Annotated in this window: 18 protein-coding genes; 10 read left to right on the plus strand and 8 right to left on the minus strand. The window is 71.1% G+C overall.

Going from position 1 to position 16,655, the window contains the following annotated elements; genetic code table 11:
- Positions 1-140: 140 nt before the first annotated feature.
- Positions 141-722, plus strand: coding sequence for a LemA family protein (locus tag KZI27_RS05880; protein WP_111084820.1), 582 nt, complete (start codon positions 141-143; stop codon positions 720-722).
- Positions 723-741: 19 nt separating this feature from the next.
- Positions 742-1,644 carry a M48 family metalloprotease gene (locus tag KZI27_RS05885; RefSeq protein ID WP_222659872.1) on the plus strand — a complete coding sequence of 301 codons (903 nt, stop codon included), beginning with the start codon at positions 742-744 and terminating at the stop codon, positions 1,642-1,644.
- A gap of 6 nt (positions 1,645-1,650) precedes the next feature.
- Here KZI27_RS05885 and KZI27_RS05890 read toward each other — a convergent pair whose 3' ends face one another.
- Positions 1,651-2,922: a winged helix-turn-helix domain-containing protein gene (locus tag KZI27_RS05890; protein ID WP_222659874.1), complete on the minus strand. Its 1,272-nt coding sequence runs from the start codon at positions 2,920-2,922 to the stop codon at positions 1,651-1,653.
- Between the two features lie 92 nt (positions 2,923-3,014).
- On the opposite strand from KZI27_RS05890, the gene KZI27_RS05895 reads away from it, so the two are divergent.
- Both KZI27_RS05895 and ilvA read left to right on the plus strand, forming a co-directional pair.
- On the plus strand, positions 3,015-4,265 hold the full coding sequence (locus KZI27_RS05895) for an AI-2E family transporter (RefSeq protein WP_222659876.1): 1,251 nt from the start codon (positions 3,015-3,017) through the stop codon (positions 4,263-4,265).
- A gap of 62 nt (positions 4,266-4,327) precedes the next feature.
- On the plus strand, positions 4,328-5,587 hold the full coding sequence (gene ilvA / locus KZI27_RS05900; protein ID WP_222659878.1) for a threonine ammonia-lyase: 1,260 nt from the start codon (positions 4,328-4,330) through the stop codon (positions 5,585-5,587).
- A 132-nt stretch (positions 5,588-5,719) separates the two neighbouring features.
- Here the strand turns inward: ilvA and greA are convergent, their stop codons facing one another.
- Both greA and KZI27_RS05910 read right to left on the minus strand, forming a co-directional pair.
- On the minus strand, positions 5,720-6,208 hold the full coding sequence (gene greA, locus KZI27_RS05905; protein WP_111084815.1) for a transcription elongation factor GreA: 489 nt from the start codon (positions 6,206-6,208) through the stop codon (positions 5,720-5,722).
- A 70-nt stretch (positions 6,209-6,278) separates the two neighbouring features.
- Positions 6,279-6,689: a DUF4307 domain-containing protein gene (locus tag KZI27_RS05910; RefSeq protein ID WP_315971217.1), complete on the minus strand. Its 411-nt coding sequence runs from the start codon at positions 6,687-6,689 to the stop codon at positions 6,279-6,281.
- 103 nt (positions 6,690-6,792) lie between these two features.
- On the opposite strand from KZI27_RS05910, the gene mca reads away from it, so the two are divergent.
- The gene (gene mca, locus KZI27_RS05915) at positions 6,793-7,683 is read left to right on the plus strand and encodes a mycothiol conjugate amidase Mca (RefSeq protein ID WP_222659880.1); all 891 of its coding nucleotides are present in this window, start codon (positions 6,793-6,795) and stop codon (positions 7,681-7,683) included.
- On the plus strand, positions 7,680-7,985 hold the full coding sequence (locus KZI27_RS05920) for a hypothetical protein (protein ID WP_111084812.1): 306 nt from the start codon (positions 7,680-7,682) through the stop codon (positions 7,983-7,985). Before mca ends, KZI27_RS05920 begins: the two co-directional genes overlap by 4 nt.
- A 132-nt stretch (positions 7,986-8,117) precedes the next feature.
- Here KZI27_RS05920 and trhA read toward each other — a convergent pair whose 3' ends face one another.
- A complete protein-coding gene (gene trhA, locus KZI27_RS05925; protein ID WP_222659882.1) occupies positions 8,118-8,825 on the minus strand; it encodes a PAQR family membrane homeostasis protein TrhA in 708 nt (235 codons plus the stop codon).
- Positions 8,826-8,920: 95 nt separating this feature from the next.
- Here trhA and KZI27_RS05930 point away from each other — a divergent pair, with 95 nt between their 5' ends.
- The 3 genes from KZI27_RS05930 to KZI27_RS05940 all read left to right on the plus strand — a co-directional run bounded on the left by KZI27_RS05930 (position 8,921) and on the right by KZI27_RS05940 (position 12,560).
- A complete protein-coding gene (locus KZI27_RS05930; RefSeq protein ID WP_173170760.1) occupies positions 8,921-9,706 on the plus strand; it encodes an isoprenyl transferase in 786 nt (261 codons plus the stop codon).
- Between the two features lie 115 nt (positions 9,707-9,821).
- Positions 9,822-10,931 carry an aminotransferase class V-fold PLP-dependent enzyme gene (locus KZI27_RS05935; protein ID WP_222659884.1) on the plus strand — a complete coding sequence of 370 codons (1,110 nt, stop codon included), beginning with the start codon at positions 9,822-9,824 and terminating at the stop codon, positions 10,929-10,931.
- A gap of 267 nt (positions 10,932-11,198) precedes the next feature.
- Positions 11,199-12,560 (plus strand): PhoH family protein, encoded by a 1,362-nt coding sequence (locus KZI27_RS05940; protein ID WP_222659886.1) that lies wholly within the window; start codon positions 11,199-11,201, stop codon positions 12,558-12,560.
- Between the two features lie 109 nt (positions 12,561-12,669).
- On the opposite strand, the gene KZI27_RS05945 is transcribed toward KZI27_RS05940, so the two are convergent.
- The 4 genes from KZI27_RS05945 to KZI27_RS05960 all read right to left on the minus strand — a co-directional run bounded on the left by KZI27_RS05945 (position 12,670) and on the right by KZI27_RS05960 (position 15,798).
- Positions 12,670-14,073, minus strand: coding sequence for a class II fumarate hydratase (locus KZI27_RS05945; protein WP_222659888.1), 1,404 nt, complete (start codon positions 14,071-14,073; stop codon positions 12,670-12,672).
- A 162-nt stretch (positions 14,074-14,235) separates the two neighbouring features.
- The gene (locus tag KZI27_RS05950) at positions 14,236-14,850 is read right to left on the minus strand and encodes a carbonic anhydrase (protein WP_123313279.1); all 615 of its coding nucleotides are present in this window, start codon (positions 14,848-14,850) and stop codon (positions 14,236-14,238) included.
- A 70-nt stretch (positions 14,851-14,920) separates the two neighbouring features.
- Entirely contained in the window at positions 14,921-15,556 is a 636-nt protein-coding gene (locus KZI27_RS05955) for a DUF4245 domain-containing protein (protein ID WP_222659890.1), read from the minus strand.
- The gene (locus KZI27_RS05960) at positions 15,553-15,798 is read right to left on the minus strand and encodes an exodeoxyribonuclease VII small subunit (protein ID WP_222659892.1); all 246 of its coding nucleotides are present in this window, start codon (positions 15,796-15,798) and stop codon (positions 15,553-15,555) included. The genes KZI27_RS05955 and KZI27_RS05960 overlap by 4 nt, the downstream gene beginning before the upstream one ends.
- 81 nt (positions 15,799-15,879) lie before the next feature.
- Here KZI27_RS05960 and KZI27_RS05965 point away from each other — a divergent pair, with 81 nt between their 5' ends.
- Positions 15,880-16,638 carry an alpha/beta hydrolase gene (locus KZI27_RS05965; RefSeq protein WP_222659894.1) on the plus strand — a complete coding sequence of 253 codons (759 nt, stop codon included), beginning with the start codon at positions 15,880-15,882 and terminating at the stop codon, positions 16,636-16,638.
- Positions 16,639-16,655 lie beyond the last annotated feature (17 nt).

A 16,655-nucleotide genomic window follows, 5' to 3' on the forward strand; every position in this document is an offset into this window, starting at 1 on the left:
ATGCCCGGTGTGCATGACTCGGGAATCGCCCGTGAACCCTGGTGGTCGACGGGAGCACCGCGCACGCGTCGGTAGACTTCACGACGGCCGTTCAGGCCACGCAGCACCGCGGATCCGAACGCGAGAAGGAGCACCCCAACATGGACACCGGACTCGTCACGACGCTGATCGTCGTCGGAGTGGTGGTGGTGATCCTGGTCATCATCGGGATCTACCTCTGGGTGACGTACAACTCCCTCGTCACGCTCAAGGTGCGGGTGGACGAGGCCTGGAGCGACATCTCGGTGCAGCTGAAGCGGCGTGCCGACCTCATCCCGACCATCGTCGACACGGTCAAGGGGTACGCCACCCACGAGAAGGCCGTCTTCGACGACGTCACCAAGGCGCGCTCGGAGACCCTCACGGCCGGAGACGCCGGGACGGCCTCCGCGGCCGAGGGGCACATGCAGAAGGCGCTGAAGAGCGTGTTCGCCGTTGCCGAAGGGTACCCGCAGCTGCAGTCGAGCCAGAACTTCCTGCAGCTGCAGACCGAGCTCGTCGACACCGAGGACAAGATCCAGTCCGCCCGGCGCTTCTACAACGGCGGCGTGCGCGAGCTGAACACGAAGATCCGGGTCTTCCCGAACTCCACGTTCGCCAAGCGACGGGGCTTCGCCGAGGCGACGTTCTTCGAGACGGCCGAGCCGGCAGCGATCGCCGAGCCGCCGCGCGTCCAGTTCTGACCCCAGTCCCGCAGCTGCCGTGTACAGCGCCATCGCGCGGAACAAGCGCAACACCGTCGTCATCGTCCTGGTCTTCCTGCTGATCATCGGCGCGCTCGGGTTCCTGGGCGGCTACCTGGCCGGGAACGTCTCGATCGGTGTCATCGCGCTCGCGGTCGCCCTGGGCTACGCGGTGCTGCAGTACTTCTTCGCCGCTCGGCAGGCGACCGCCATCGCCGGCGGCATCGAGATCGACCGCACATCCGAACCGCGGCTCTGGCGGACGGTCGAGAACCTGGCGATCTCGACCGGCATGCCGATGCCCCGGGTCTACGTCATCCAGGACCCGTCGCCGAACGCCTTCGCCACCGGGCGCGATCCCGAGCACGCCGTCGTGGCCGCGACGACCGGGCTGCTGCAGATCATGGACGACCAGGAGCTCCAGGGCGTGATGGCCCACGAACTCGGGCACGTCCGGAACTACGACATCCGGGTCTCGACGATGGTGTTCGGGCTGGTGGTGGCCGTCGGTCTGATCGCCGACGTGCTCCTGCGCATCTCGATCTTCAGCGGCCTGTCCGGCGGCCGGAACCGCAACTCCGACAACGGCGGCGGCGCGAACCCCGTGCTGCTCATCGCCGGCATCGTGGCCGTCGTCGTCGCGCCGATCGCCGCAGCGGGTGTGCAGGCCGCCGTGTCCCGGCAGCGCGAGTACCTCGCCGACGCCACCGGTGCGATGACGACCCGCCATCCCGAAGGACTCGCACGGGCGCTCGAGAAGCTCGGCGCGTACGGTCGCCCGATGCAGACGCAGAACTCGTCGATGGCCCACCTGTGGATCGCCGACCCGATGCGCCCCGGTGTGATGGACCGGCTGTTCTCCACACACCCGCCGCTGCCGGACCGCATCGCGCGGTTGCGGGCCAACGCCGACCGCTTCTGACGCCGGTCAGGCCTCCGCTGCGTCGAGCTGCTCGGCGGGTTCCGGAGGATCGGCGTCGTCCACGGCCTCGTGGGGGACCAGCGGGAGCCCGAGTGCACCGGCGACGGCCGCCGCGGCCGTGCCCCGATCGGTGACCTCGACGGCGTCGAGTCCCTGCCACGCGGCGGTGCGTCGGAGCGTCTCGGCCAGCCGCTCGGCATCGAGGTGCTCGCCGGGCTCCTGCCACGCGGTCCGGACCCGGAGCACGCCCCGCTGCCGGTCGCTCTTCAGGTCGATCCGGCCGACGAGCCGGTCGTCCTGCAGCACGGGGAGCACGTAGTACCCGAAGACCCGCTTCGGCGCCGGTGTGTAGATCTCGATCCGGTAGTGGAACCCGTACATGCGCTCCGCCCGGCGGCGGAACCACACGACCGGGTCGAACGGGCTGAGCACGGCGTCGGCGGTGAGCTGTCGGGGCACCCGGGCGTCGGGGTGGAGCCAGGCCCGCTCGCCCCAGCCCTCGACCCGCACGGGCAGGAGCTCGCCGGCGGCCGTCAGCTCCGCGATGGCGGCCGCGGTGTCGTCCGACCGCAGCCTGTAGTAGTCGGCGATGTCCGCCCGGGTGCCGACACCGAGGGCGCGGGTGGCGTGCCGGACGAGTTCGAGCACGGCGGCGGCGCGCGGCGGGGCCGTCTCGAGGAAGCCGGCCGGCAGGACCTGCTCGGGCAGGGCGTACACGCGCTCGAAGCCCGACCGCCCGGCGCTCACGGCCTCGCCCCAGCGGAACATCTGCTCGAGCCCGGTCTTCACGTCGCTCCAGCCCCACCACGGACCACGGCGCACGTTCGACTCGTGCTCGACCGCGCTGGCACGCATCGGCCCCTCGGCACGCAGCAGCGCGTGCAGCTCGCGTCGGACCGCGGCGGTGCGGGTGACGCCGTCGATCCGGGTCGGGCCGGCGTCGCGCTGCCGCAGGGCGTCCATCCGCCAGCGGAACAGCCGCAGGTCGTCGCGTGGGATGAGGGCGGCCTCGTGCGCCCAGTACTCGGTGTACGGGCCGGACCGTCCGAGGGTCAGCCGGTCGAGCGTGGACCGGTCGTACGGCCCGAGGCGTGCGAAGAGCGGCAGGTAGTGGCTGCGTTCGAACACGTTCACGGAGTCGATCTGCAGCAGCCCGAGGCGGGCGAAGGCGGCGTTCACCGCGCGTGTCGAGACGTCCAGCGCCGGCGGCCGACCGAACCCCTGCGCGGCGAGGGCGACGCGGCGGGCTTCGGCATCGGAGAGCGAGGACCTGACCATGCGCCGACGCTACCGAACCCCGCCGACAGCACGGCGTCGGAACGTATGCCGTATCTGGAACGCGACGCCGAGCGCATCGCTAGGATCGGCCCATGGCCTGGGGCAAGAAGACACCGCACACCGATCCCGTCGTCGTCGATGACGCGGTGCCACCCGGCATGCGGATCGCCGGTGCGTGGTCGTGGCGCATCCTCGTCGTGGTGGGTGTCGTCGCGGTGGTCATCTACCTGGTGACCCTCTTCAGCGAGATCCTCATCCCGTTCCTCATCGGCATCGTGGTCGCCGCGCTCCTGGTCCCGCTGTCGAACTGGATGCAGCGCCACCACGTGCCGAAGTGGGTCGCCGTCATCGTCAGCCTGGTCGGTGGGCTCGCCGCCGTCGGGGCGCTCATCTGGCTCGTCGTCGACCAGATCGCCGCCGCGTACCCGTCGCTCCGAGACCGCACGCTGTCGCAGTACGACAACATCCGCGACTTCGTGCTCGGGTCCGGACTCGGCATCAGCCAGAAGGACCTGAACTCCTACCTCAACCAGGCGACGGACTGGCTGCAGAGCAACTCCGGCTCGATCCTGTCCGGGGTGGCCAGCGCCGGGTCGTCGCTGACGCACATCCTCACCGGGTTGTTCATCGTCATCTTCACGGTGATCTTCCTGCTCATCGACGGCAAGAACGTCTGGCGCTGGACGGTTCGACTCTTCCCGAAGAACGCCCGCAGCGCGATCGACGGCGCGGGTGTCGCGGGGTGGACGACGCTGACGAGCTTCATCCGCGTGCAGATCTTCGTCGCGTTCGTCGACGCCGTCGGCATCGGCATCGGCGCCGCGATCCTGCAGCTGCCGCTCGTGGTGCCGATCGCCGTGTTCGTCTTCCTCGGGTCGTTCATCCCGGTCGTCGGGGCGATCGTCACCGGGTTCCTGGCGGTGTTCGTCGCCCTGGTGTTCAACGGCTGGGTGGCCGCGGTCTGGATGCTCGTCGTGATCCTCGTCGTGCAGCAGGTCGAGGGACACATCCTGCAGCCGCTCGTCATGGGCAGCGCCGTCAAGGTGCACCCGCTCGCCGTCGTCCTCGGGGTCACCGCGGCCTCGGGCCTGGCGGGCATCGCGGGCGCGTTCTTCGCCGTCCCGCTCATCGCGACCGTGAACTCGATGGTCACGACGATCTCGAGCGGCCGCTGGAAGACGATGGACTCCGACCACGTGCGCGAGGCCAAGCAGGAGGCGCACGACGAGAACGTCCGGACCAAGCGCCGGCGCAAGATCCTCAAGCTGCGGGAGCGCCGTGGCGACGTCCCGAAGCCCGGCACCGACGAGCAGCCGACCGCGGTCAAGGGAACGGCAGGCTGACGCTGCACGATCCCTCGTGTCACGGGTTCGCCGCAGACGCCCGGAACGACGATGATGGGGGAGTGACCGACACCAGCGCCTCCCAGCACACGCTCGCCGCGATCCCCACCCTGGCGGACATCGAGACGGCACGGGAGACCATCTCGGGCGTCGCGCGCGTCACTCCGATGGAGACGTCGCAGTTCCTGGCCGAACTGCTCGGGTCGCCCGTGCACCTGAAGTGCGAGAACCTGCAGCGCACCGGTGCGTACAAGGTCCGCGGCGCGTACAACCGCCTGTCGACCCTGTCCGCGGAACAGCGCGCCAAGGGCGTCGTCGCCGCCAGCGCCGGCAACCACGCCCAGGGCGTCGCCCTCGCCGCACGCGAGCTCGGGATCCCGGCGACGATCTTCACCCCGGTCGGCGTCGCGCTGCCGAAGCTGCAGGCCACCCGCCACTACGGAGCCGAGGTCGTGCTGCGCGGCCACTCGGTGGAGGAAGCCCTGAGCGCCGCCAAGGACTTCGCCGCGCACACGGGAGCGGTCTTCATCCCGCCGTTCGACCACCCGGCCGTCATCGCCGGACAGGGCACCCTCGGTCTCGAGATCATCGACCAGGTGCCCGACGTCGACACCGTCGTCGTGCCGATCGGCGGTGGCGGTGTGATCTCCGGCATCGCCCTCGCGGTCAAGGGCATGGCCGAGCGGCTCGGGCGCCCGATCAAGGTCATCGGGGTGCAGGCCGAGAACGCCGCCGCCTACCCGTCGTCGATCCGCGCCGGCGAACCCGTCACCATCACGACGAAGCCGACCATCTCCGACGGCATCGCGGTCGCCCGTCCCGGTGACCTGAACTTCCCGATCATCCGCGACCTGGTCGACGACATCGTCGCGGTCTCCGACGACGACACCGCCCGCGCCCTGCTCGTGCTGCTCGAGCGCGCCAAGCTCGTGGTCGAGGCCGCCGGGGCCGTCGGCGTCGCCGCCATCATGTCGGGAGCCGTCCGCGACACCGGGCGCACCGTCGTGCTGCTGAGCGGCGGCAACATCGACCCGCTCATGATGGAGCGCGTGATCACCCGCGGTCTGGTCGCCGCGTCACGGTACATCGGCATCCGCATCATGCTGCCGGACCGTCCGGGCCAGCTCGCACGGGTCGCGCAGGTGATCTCGGACGCCGGTGCGAACGTGGTCGAGGTCCTGCACACCCGCCACGGACAGGGCCTGGTCATCAACGAGGTCGCCCTCGACCTGTCGATCGAGGCCCGCGGGCCCGAACACGCGCAGGAGGTCATCCAGCGCCTGCACGAGGTCGGCTTCCGCCCGGAGCTCCTCGAGCACTAGTCCACGACGATCCGCGAGTCGTTCGACGCGTGGACTGTCGGAAATGCGGTGCGCGCCCTGGGCGCGACCGGCGGACAGACGGGAGGCCCGTGGCGGTGTCGCCACGGGCCTCCCGTCCGTCTGTGGTGCTGCCTACGGCTCGTAGCGCTCGATCTTGACGACCTCGACCGCGATCTCCTTGCCGTTCGGCGCCGTGTAGGTGGCCTTGTCGCCGGCCTTGAGGCCGACGATGGCGGCGCCGACGGGGCTGACCGGGCTGTAGACCGTCAGGTCGGAGCCCTCGGCGACGATCTCGCGGCTGCCGACCAGGAAGGTCGACTCGTCGCCCGCGATGACGGCGGTGACGACCGTGCCGGGCTCGACCGTGCCGTCGAAGACGGCTTCGCTGACGGTGGCGTGCTTGAGGAGGTTCGTGAGGACGCGGATGCGCGCCTCGATCTTGCCCTGCTCGTCCTTGGCGGCGTGGTAGCCGCCGTTCTCCTTGAGGTCGCCCTCTTCGCGAGCGGCCTCGATGCGGCGCGCGATCTCGGCACGGCCCTCGCCGCTCAGCTCGTCGAGCTCCGCCTGGAGACGGTCGTGCGCCTCCTGGGTCAGCCAGGTGACCTGCGTGTCGTTGCTCATCTTCTGTCCCTTCGACCATGAAAAACGAGACCGGCCGAGTGGTCGGTCTCGAGAGGCGAATCAGGTCAGTCTAGGGAATCCAGCAGTCGTGGATCAACCCGGTGACGCCACGGGTCGTCGTCGTCACCTCAGTGCTGACGCTGCGCGTGCGCTGCTCGGACGGGGCGAGGGTGATCTCCTTCCAGCCCACGATCGAGTAGCTCTTGTCGAGGACCTGGACGGCGCACTTCGCGCGGACCCCCGGGTCGACGGAGACCTGCGAGTGCACGACCGTGCTGTGCTGGGAGAGGACCTCGTACCCCACGACGTCGTCGGTCAGGCCGCGGTCGGACTGGTCCAGACCCGCCCAGATCACCCAGGCGGCGAAGACCACGACGACGGCGATCGCGGCGGTGATCGCGACGGCCTTGCTGCGGCGCGCGCGGGCCGGGGTGCGGCCGTAGCGGTCGTCGAGGGTGGCGGCGTGGTGCTGTTCGGACAGTTCGGGGCTCCCGGGGTGATTATCCTGATCCCAGGGTAGTTCACGCGTCGCTGTGCACTTCCCGTCCCCGCTCGCCCACGCTCACCACACGTGAGGAAGTCCTGTGCCGTACCGCTTGCTGGCCGTCCACGCCCACCCCGACGACGAGTCGAGCAAGGGGGCGGCGACCGCTGCGAAGTACGTGGCCGAGGGGCACGAGGTGCTCGTCGTGTCCTGCACGGGCGGTGAAGCCGGCGACATCCTGAACGACCAGCTCGGCGAGCCGGCGACCAGCCGTGCGCACCGCGACATGGCCGGGTACCGCCGCACCGAGATGGCCGCCGCGCAGGCGGCCCTCGGCATCGACCACCTGTGGCTCGGCTACCACGACTCCGGTCTGCCCGATGCCGACAAGGGTGAGACCGTCCGACCCGGCACCTTCTCGACCGTGCCGCTCGAGTACAGCACCGAGGCGCTCGTCCGGGTCATCCGACGCTTCCGCCCGCACGTGCTCGTCACCTACGACGAGAACGGCGGCTACCCGCACCCCGACCACATCCGCACGCACGAGGTGTCCGTCGCCGCCTGGACCGCCGCGGCGGACCCCGCCGCGTACCCCGGCGCCGGCGAACCGTGGTCGATCGCGAAGCTCTACTACGAGCGCACGATGAACCCGCGACGCTTCAGCACCATCTTCGAGGCGCTGCAGGAGCGCGACCCGGACAGCCCCGCGATCGAACAGCTGCGCGAGTGGGTCGAGCGGTTCGCCGACCGACCCGACCTCGCCACCACGCACGTCGACGTGCACGAGTACTTCGACCACCGCGACGCCGCGCTCCGTGCCCACGCCAGCCAGGTGGCGCCGGACAGCGCGTTCTTCTACTGGCCGAACGACCTCCTGGCCACGGTGTGGCCGACCGAGGACTACCAGCTCGTGGAGGCCCGCGTGCCGACCGAGCTCCCGGAGACCGACCTGTTCGCCGGGATCCCAGCCGACAAGGAACCGACCCCGTGAGCTCCATCGCGGCGGCACTCGCCGCCACCCCCAGTCCCAGCCCCAGCGTCGTGCCGGACGTGAACGTCACCCCGGGGGTCGTCGGCTTCATCGCCATCGCCCTCGTCGCCGTCGCGACGATCGTCCTGGTCGTCGACATGACCCGGCGCATCCGGCGGACGCGCTACCGGTCGGAGATCCGCGAGCGTCTCGAGGCGGAAGCGAACGGCACCGCGGTCGACGGTCCGGCGACGGACGAGTCGGAGCGGCGTGCGGCCGAGGACGGCCGAGCCGACGTCGGGGACGACACCGAGCGCGGTTGACGCGCACCCACGCGCCTGCCGGAACCGGGTGTACCTGATCGGATCGGGCGTACCTGGTCGGAATTTCCGGGTGAGTACGCCCGGAACGACCAGCTATCGCACCCCTTCTGGGAAGGAACGTGCGACGGACGGTCAGCGCACCGGGTCCAGGGCGACGATGAGCACGCCGACCCACTGCGCGCCGAAGGCCACCACCGTCAGGGCGTGGAACACCTCGTGGAAGCCGAACTGGGTGGGGACCGGGTTCGGACGCTTGAAGCCGTAGACCAGCGCCCCGATGATGTAGGCGACGCCACCGGACAGCACGAGCACCGTCATCGGCACGCTCGCCGCGAAGAACTGCGGCAGCAGCCCGAGCGCCGCGCACCCGAGCACCAGGTAGATCGGCACGTACAGCCACCGTGGCGCGTTGATCCAGAGCACGCGGAAGGCGATCCCGAGCGCCGCCCCGGACCACATCACCCAGAGCACGACCACCATCAGGGTGTGCGGCAGGGCGCAGATCGCGATCGGCGTGTAGGTGCCGGCGATGAGCAGCAGGATGTTCGTGTGGTCGATGCGCTTGAGCACCGCCTTGACGGTCGGCCCCCACGGGAACCGGTGGTACGTCGCGGAGACCCCGAACATGGCCAGCGACGTCGCCATGAACACCGCGCTGCCGACCTTCGCCGCCGTGCTGTCGGCGAGGGCGATGAGGACGATGCCCATCGCGATGGCGAACGGGAACGCTCCGAGGTGGATCCACCCGCGCCAGGCGGGGCGGGGGTCCTCCGTGGTCGTCGCGGCCTCTTCGGTGAACGGGACGTGGGGGAGGGTGGCGGTCTCGTGCTCGTCCTGCATGGTGCGACTGTAAGCCCCGCGCCCGAACGGATGCCACGAGTTCCGGGGGAGCCGCACTCGGGACGCTCCGACCGACGGTGCACTACGCTCGGTGCGTGACCGGCAGGGTGGGATGGGCAGGACGAGGGATCCTCTACCGCGCCTACCAGAGCCGCATCCGCCGCCAGATCGAGGGCAGCGCGAAGCCGAAGCACGTCGCCATGATCGTCGACGGCAACCGTCGGTGGGCGAAGCAGCTCGGCCTCGAGTCCGCCGCGCACGGCCACCGCGCCGGCGCCGCGAAGATCCCGGAGTTCCTGACCTGGTGCGACGAACTCGGCATCGAGGTCGTGACGCTGTACCTGCTCTCCGCCGACAACCTGACCGGGCGTGCCGGAGCGGAACTCAGCGAGCTCGTGGGGATCATCGGCGACCTGGCCGGGGTCCTGGCCGACACCACGGACTGGCGCGTCCAGCACGTCGGGTCGAACGAAGGCCTGCCCGACTCGCTCGTGTCCGCGCTCGCCCAGGCCGAGGAGCGCACCGCCGGCCGGACCGGTCTCCACATCAACCTGGCCGTCGGGTACGGCGGACGCCGCGAGATCGCCGACGCCATGCGCAGCATCGTGGAGTCGCACGGCGCGGGCGGCGGCACGATCGACACCCTGGCCGAGGTCCTGACCCCCGAGCTCATCGGCGACCACCTGTACACGCAGGGCCAGCCCGACCCCGACCTGGTGATCCGGACCTCGGGCGAGCAGCGGTTGTCCGACTTCATGTTGTGGCAGAGCGCGCACAGCGAGTTCTACTTCGTCGAGGCGCTCTACCCCGACCTGCGCGAGGTCGACTTCCTGCGCGCCGTCCGCGACTTCGGCCTCCGCTCGCGACGCTTCGGCGGCTGACCGACGGACGTCGCCCAGGCTGCTGACGCGCTGGCCACGTCCCGCGTCGGTTCGGCCACGGCAGCCCCGTCCCAGTAGGCTCACAGGGTTCCACCCCGCGAAAGGTGCACCACCTGTGAACATCGACGAGTACGCCGCCGGCTTCTCCGAAGACCCCGGCTACCTCGACCACGCTGCGTTCGGCCCCGTGCAGACCGCCGTGCTCGAGGAGCAGCGCGTGCTCGGCACGATCCAGGAGCACATGCGCTTCGGCGCCATGGAGACGCTCGACGAGCAGGACGCCCGCGTCCGCACCGTCGCCGCCCGGTTGGTCGGTCGCCGCGAGGACCAGGTCGTCTCGCAGACCGCCACCACCCCCGGCCTGCTGCACACCGCCTTCGGCCTGACCGGCGGGGTGCTGGTGTCGGCGGACGAGTACCCGTCGCTGCCGCTCGCGCTGGCGAGCGCCGCCTCGGCGACCGGCGGCCGGGTCCAGCCCGTCGTCATCGAGTCCGGCGCCGGGTGGATGACGCCGTCGCGCATCCAGGAGCGTCTGACCGACGACGTGACGGCCGTGGCGGTCTCGCTGGTCGACTGGCGCACCGGCTACCTGGCCGACCTCGCCGGCATCCGCGAGGTCATCGGCGACCGCCTGCTGATCCTCGACGCGATCCAGGGCTTCGGGGTCGTCGACGCCCCGTACGAGATCGCGGACGTCGTCGCGACGGGCGGCCAGAAGTGGCTGCACGCCGGGTGGGGCACGGGCTTCACCGCGTTCAGCGACCGTGCCCTGAACCGCCTGCGTCCGGCGCTGTCCGGCCCGCACGGCACCACCGGCTGGCCCGTCGACGTCCCCGCCGTGCGCCCCGGTGCCGCCGGGTACCAGATGACCCGCATCGACCCGATCGCGCAGGCCCGCCTGGCGGTGTCGCTGGACCGGCTGACCGCCGTCGGTGTCGCCGCCGTGCAGGAGCGCGTGACCGAGCGCGTCGAGCGCGTGTTCGCGATCGCCGACGAGTTCGGGCTCGAGGTCGAGTCCAGTCGCGACCCGCGCGAGCGCGCCGGCATCGTCGTGCTGCGGCCGGCCGAGGGGCGCCTGACGGCACTGTCCGCGGCGCTGCACAACCACGGTGTCACGGCGACCACGCGGCTCGGCGTCGCGCGGGTGTCGGTGTTCGCGTCGACCACCGACGAGACGCTCGACATGTTCCGGGACGCCTGCGTCTCGTACGCGACGCTGCAGTAGCGCGCCCCACCAGCGGACGGGAGGCCCGTGGCGGCGCCGCCACGGGCCTCCCGTCCGGCGGCCGGATGCGTCGACTGCCGGAGTCGCGTTGTTCACGTGACCGTAACGCCGGAATCCGCGTGTCGCTGGCGGGGTGTCGGAGGGCGGACGTACGTTGTCCCCATCGGGCACCGCGCCCGATCGAAGCGGCCACAGTCGGTGCTTCGGGACCCGCTCCACGGCCGCGTTCGAGGACATGGACCGGGCTGCTCGCGGCCCGGGGATGGAGTGGTCGTGACCTCTCAGAACGTCTCTCGCGGAACCCAGCACCAGCACACCGCGGACTCGTCCACATCGGTCGCCCAGCGCACGTACGTGCTCGACACATCGGTGCTCCTCAGCGATCCGCGGGCGTTGTTCCGCTTCGCCGAGCACGCGGTGGTCCTGCCCGTGGTGGTCGTCAGCGAACTCGAGTCGAAGCGCAACGACCCGGAGATCGGGTACTTCGCACGGCAGGCCCTGCGGCTGCTCGACGAGATGCGCATCGAACACGAACGGCTCGACTTCCCGATCGCGCTCGGTGACGGCGGTTCCTTCCGCGTCGAGCTGAACCACTCCAACCAGTCCGTCCTGCCGTCCGGGCTGCAGCTCGGCGACAACGACTCCCGCATCCTCGCCGTCGCCTCGAACCTGCAGAACGACGGGCTCGACGTCGTCGTCGTCTCGAAGGACCTGCCCCTCCGCGTCAAGGCGTCGTCGATCGGCATGGCGGCGGAGGAGTACCGCGCCGAGCTCGCGGTGGACTCCGGCTACACCGGCATCGCCGACCTGCAGGTGTCCGGCGAGCAGATGGCCGACCTGTACGAGAAGGAGGAGATCCGCTCCGTCCAGCTCGACGGCGTGCCGGTCAACACCGGTGTCGTCATCCACTCCGAGCGCGGTTCGGCCCTCGGGCGCGTGCACACGGCCGGTTCCGTGGCCCTGGTCCGTGGCGATCGCGAGGTCTTCGGGCTGCGCGGCCGGTCCGCCGAGCAGCGGCTCGCGATCGACGCCCTGCTCGACTCCGAGATCGGCATCGTGTCCCTGGGTGGCAGCGCCGGCACGGGCAAGTCCGCGTTGGCCCTGTGCGCCGGGCTCGAAGCGGTCCTCGAACGGCAGCAGCACAAGAAGATCATGGTGTTCCGGCCGCTGTACGCCGTGGGCGGCCAGGACCTCGGCTTCCTGCCCGGTGACGCAGGCGAGAAGATGAACCCGTGGGCGCAGGCGGTCTACGACACCCTCGGTTCGGTGGTGTCCGACAACGTCCTCGACGAGGTCGTCGAACGCGGGCTCATCGAGGTGTTGCCGCTCACGCACATCCGCGGCCGGTCCCTGCACGACGCGTTCGTGATCGTCGACGAGGCCCAGTCGCTCGAACGGAACGTCCTGCTGACGATGCTCTCCCGCATCGGGCAGAACTCCCGCGTCGTGCTCACCCACGACGTCGCGCAGCGCGACAACCTGCGGGTCGGCCGCCACGACGGCATCGCGAGCGTCATCGAGCGGCTGAAGGGCCACCCCTTGTTCGCCCACGTCACGCTGACCCGGTCGGAGCGCTCGGCGATCGCCGCCCTCGTGACGGACCTGCTGGACTCGCCCGAGCTGGTGTAGCGCCCGGCAAACCCCTCGTGAAAGCGACAGATCTCCGCGAACGGTTCGCGGAGATCTGTCGCTTCGGCGGAGGGTTCAGCGCCGAGGCGTCAGCGCTGAGGCGGAGGGGTCAGTTCGGGTGGGTCATGGACAGGACGTCCAGTGCCGCGTCGAGCTGCTCCTCGGTGACCTCGCCACGTTCGACGTGTCCGAGCGCCACGACGGCCTGGCGGACGGTGATGCCCTCGGCGACGGCGTACTTCGCGACCTTTGCGGCGGCTTCGTAGCCGATGACCCGGTTGAGCGGGGTGACGATCGACGGCGACGACTCGGCGAAGGCCCGGGCGCGCTCGAGGTTCGCCTGCAGGCCGTCGATCGTCTTGTCGGCCAGCACCCGCGAGCTGTTCGCCAGCAGCCGGATCGACTCGAGCAGGGCCGTCCCCATCACGGGGATCGCGACGTTGAGCTCGAACGAACCGGACGCACCCGCCCAGGCGATGGTGGCGTCGTTGCCGATGACCCGCGCGCCCACCATCAGGGTGGCCTCGGGGATGACCGGGTTGACCTTGCCGGGCATGATCGACGAGCCCGGCTGCAGGTCGGGGATGTGCAGTTCGCCGAGCCCCGTGTTCGGGCCGGAGCCCATCCAACGCAGGTCGTTGTTGATCTTCGTCAGGCTGACCGCGAGCACCTTGAGCGCCCCGGAGGCCTCGACCAGTGCGTCGCGCGCGCCCTGGGCCTCGAAGTGGTCGACGGCCTCGGTGATCGGCAGGTCGGTGTCGCTCGCGAGCTGGGCGATGACCCGCTGCGGGAAGCCCTTCGGGGTGTTGATGCCGGTGCCGACGGCGGTGCCGCCGAGCGGGACCTCGGCGACGCGGGGGAGCGTCGCGGTGACCCGCTCGATGCCCAGGCGGATCTGGCGCGCGTAGCCGCCGAACTCCTGCCCGAGGGTGACCGGGGTGGCGTCCATCAGGTGCGTGCGGCCCGACTTCACGGCGTCGGCCCACAGCGTCGCCTTGGCCTCGAGCGACTCGGCGAGGTGCTCGAGCGACGGCACGAGCGTGCGGAGCAGGGCCTCGGTCACGGCGACGTGCACCGAGGTCGGGAACACGTCGTTCGAGGACTGCGAGGCGTTGACGTGGTCGTTCGGGTGCACCGCGGTGCCGCCGATCTCCGACGCCAGGGTTGCCAGGACCTCGTTCATGTTCATGTTCGACGAGGTGCCGCTGCCGGTCTGGTAGACGTCGACGGGGAACTGGTCGTGGTGCTGCCCACCGATGATCAGGTCTGCGGCGCCGGCAATGGCGTCGGCGACGGCGGGCTCGACGATGCCGAGGTCGCCGTTCACGATGGCCGCGGCGCGCTTGATGCGGGCGAGCGCCACGATCTGGGCCGACTCGAGCCCGGTGCCCGAGATGGGGAAGTTCTCGACCGCGCGCTGGGTCTGGGCGCGGTACAACGCCGACTTCGGCACCCGCACCTCGCCCATGGTGTCGTGCTCGATGCGGAACTCGGTCTCGGTGGTGTCGGTCACGTCGTCGTGGTCCTTCCTGGGGTGCTCGCCGGACGCGGTCGCGTCGGGGGACTGCGCCGGCGCACGAGGTCCCCGTGGGTCACGGAACCGGCGCCGGGCGTCGCGTTCGACTGTACCGGTGCGTCGGGTGTGGGGACGTGCGGGTGCGGCGCCGAGGCGGCGTCAGGCGTTGCCGACGACCGTGTCGATGGTGACCTCGCCCGTGCCGAGGTCGTAGGTCGCGCCGACCACGGCCAGCCGACCCTCGGCGATCGCGTCGGAGACCGCACCGGAGCGCTCGAGCACCTGGCGCAGCGTGGCCTCGAGGTGGGCGGCGCCGATCGCCTCCTGCGGGAGCTCGGCGTCGGTGGCGCGGACCTTCTCGACGCTCGGGGCGATGGCGTCCACCAGGGCCTGCAGGTGCGGCGCGGGGACGGGCTCACCGGAGCGGGCGGCGGCGACGGCACCGCACCGGGTGTGGCGCAGGACGACGACGAGCGGGGTGCCGAGCGCGACGACCGCGAACTCGATCGAGCCGAGCACGACGTCGTCGACGATCTGCCCGGCGTTGCGGATGGCGAAGAGGTCGCCGATGCCCGCGTCGAACACGTGCTCGAACGGCACGCGTGAGTCGGAGCAGCCGAGGACGGTCGCGAACGGCGACTGCGAGCCCTGGAGCTCGGTGCGACGGTCGGGGTCCGTGCGGCCCATGCGGCGCTTGTCGGCGGCGAAGCGGGCGTTGCCGTCGACGAGCAGGCGCAGGGCGTCGGACGGGGTGGAGGCGGCGCGGTCGGGCATGGGGCTCCTCGGATCGGGTCGGGCGGTGTCGGGTTGCGGAGGTGTCCGGCGGTGCGGCGTCCGGCGGTGGTTACCGGGCGAACTGCTCGGCGACGGCCTTGGCCACGGTGCGGTACGACGAGTCGTCGGCGGTGCCGGAGAGCACGACGGTGTTCGCGCCGAACGTCGACACGAGCGAGTACGCGTGGTTGCCGGCGTCGGAGCCTTCGTCCCGTCGGTCGTAGACGGTCCACTTCGTGCCGTCGATCACGCGGCTGCCGGTGGACGGGCGCTGGTCGAGCTGGTTCGACACCCACGAGCCGTTGGCGTCGATGCCCTGCTGCAGGCTGAGGTACTGCTTGTCCGGCGTCACGAACCCGACGGTCCAGACGTCGACGTCGTCCGAGGCCTTGTCGGAGAAGTCGGCGCGGTTCGACGTGAAGCCGCTCGGCAGGTCGGGGGCGGCCAGGGTGATGTCCCCGACGTGGGCGTCGGCCGCGATCTGCTGGTAGTCGACGGTGCGGTCGACCGTGGTGTCCGGCCGCACGACCACGGCGACGAGGAACAGGACGATGCCGAGCGACGCGATGAGCGCGATCACGAGGTTGAAGGCGGTCTGGTGCTGGCGGCGAGCGGTCCGTGCGGCGTCCTTGCGCGCCCAGGTCTCCTCCGCCGTCTCGGGGCGACCGAGTTCGGCGACGATCGGACGACCGTTCGCGTCGGTCATCGGGCGGAGCCGTCCTCGGCGCTGCTGGCCGCGCGCGCCGCGTCGAGCCGTGCCCGGGCGCCCACGAGCCACTCTTCGCAGCGCGAGGCGAGGGCCTCGCCGCGCTCCCAGAGCGACAGCGAGCGTTCGAGGGTCGCGGAGCCCTGTTCGAGCTCGCTCACGACGCGCACGAGTTCGTCGCGGGCGGCTTCGTAGCTCAGCGACTGGACGTCGGTCTGCTCGGGTTCCTGCTGGGATGGCACGACCCGATCCTACCGAGCGTCCACCGACGCACGGTCCCGCCCGCTGCGCCTGGGGAGAACACCGGCCGGTAGGGTCGCGCCATGGCTGATCTCCCCGAGGGCGTGGACTGGTACCCGGCACCGGGTGCAGGACCCGGAGCGGAGCACGACGGACGGGCGGGCCGCCCCGCGCTCGCGGTCGTCCTGCCCGGTGGCGGGTACGGCATGCACGCTCCGCACGAGGGGGAGGGGTACGCCCGCTGGCTCAACGGCATCGGCATCGACGCGGTCGTGTTCGCGTACCCGCTCGCCCCGCACCGTCACCCGGACGCCGTGGTGGCGACCCGCGCGCTCGTCCGCGACCTGCGCGCCGGACGCTGGGCGGGCCTCCCGTCCGATCCGCGGATCGTCGTGATCGGGTCGTCGGCGGGCGGGCACCTGGCGGCCCTCGTCTCGAACGCACCGACGGCGGCGGAGCGCGCCGTGTCGGACGTCGACGACCGACCCGACCTGACGGTGCTCTGCTACCCGGTGACGTCGATGACGGACAATTCGCACGTCGGCAGCACCGACAACCTGCTCGGACCGGGCGCGAGCGTCCGCGAGCGGTCCGCGGTGGACGCGGACCTGCTCGTCGACGACCGGACCCCGCCGACGTTCCTGTGGCACACGGCCGAGGACGAGCACGTGCCCGTGACGCACTCGCTGTCCTACGCACACGCGCTGGCGCGACACGGGGTGCCCTTCGAACTGCACGTGTTCGAGCGCGGGGTGCACGGCATCGGGCTGGCCGAAGGGCTCGGGCCGGCCGAGGCGTGGAGCACGCTGGCGACGACCTGGCTGCGCGACCGCGGGTGGTGAGCAGACCGTCCGTGACC

This window comes from Curtobacterium sp. TC1 (assembly GCF_019844075.1).
GTDB lineage: Bacteria > Actinomycetota > Actinomycetes > Actinomycetales > Microbacteriaceae > Curtobacterium.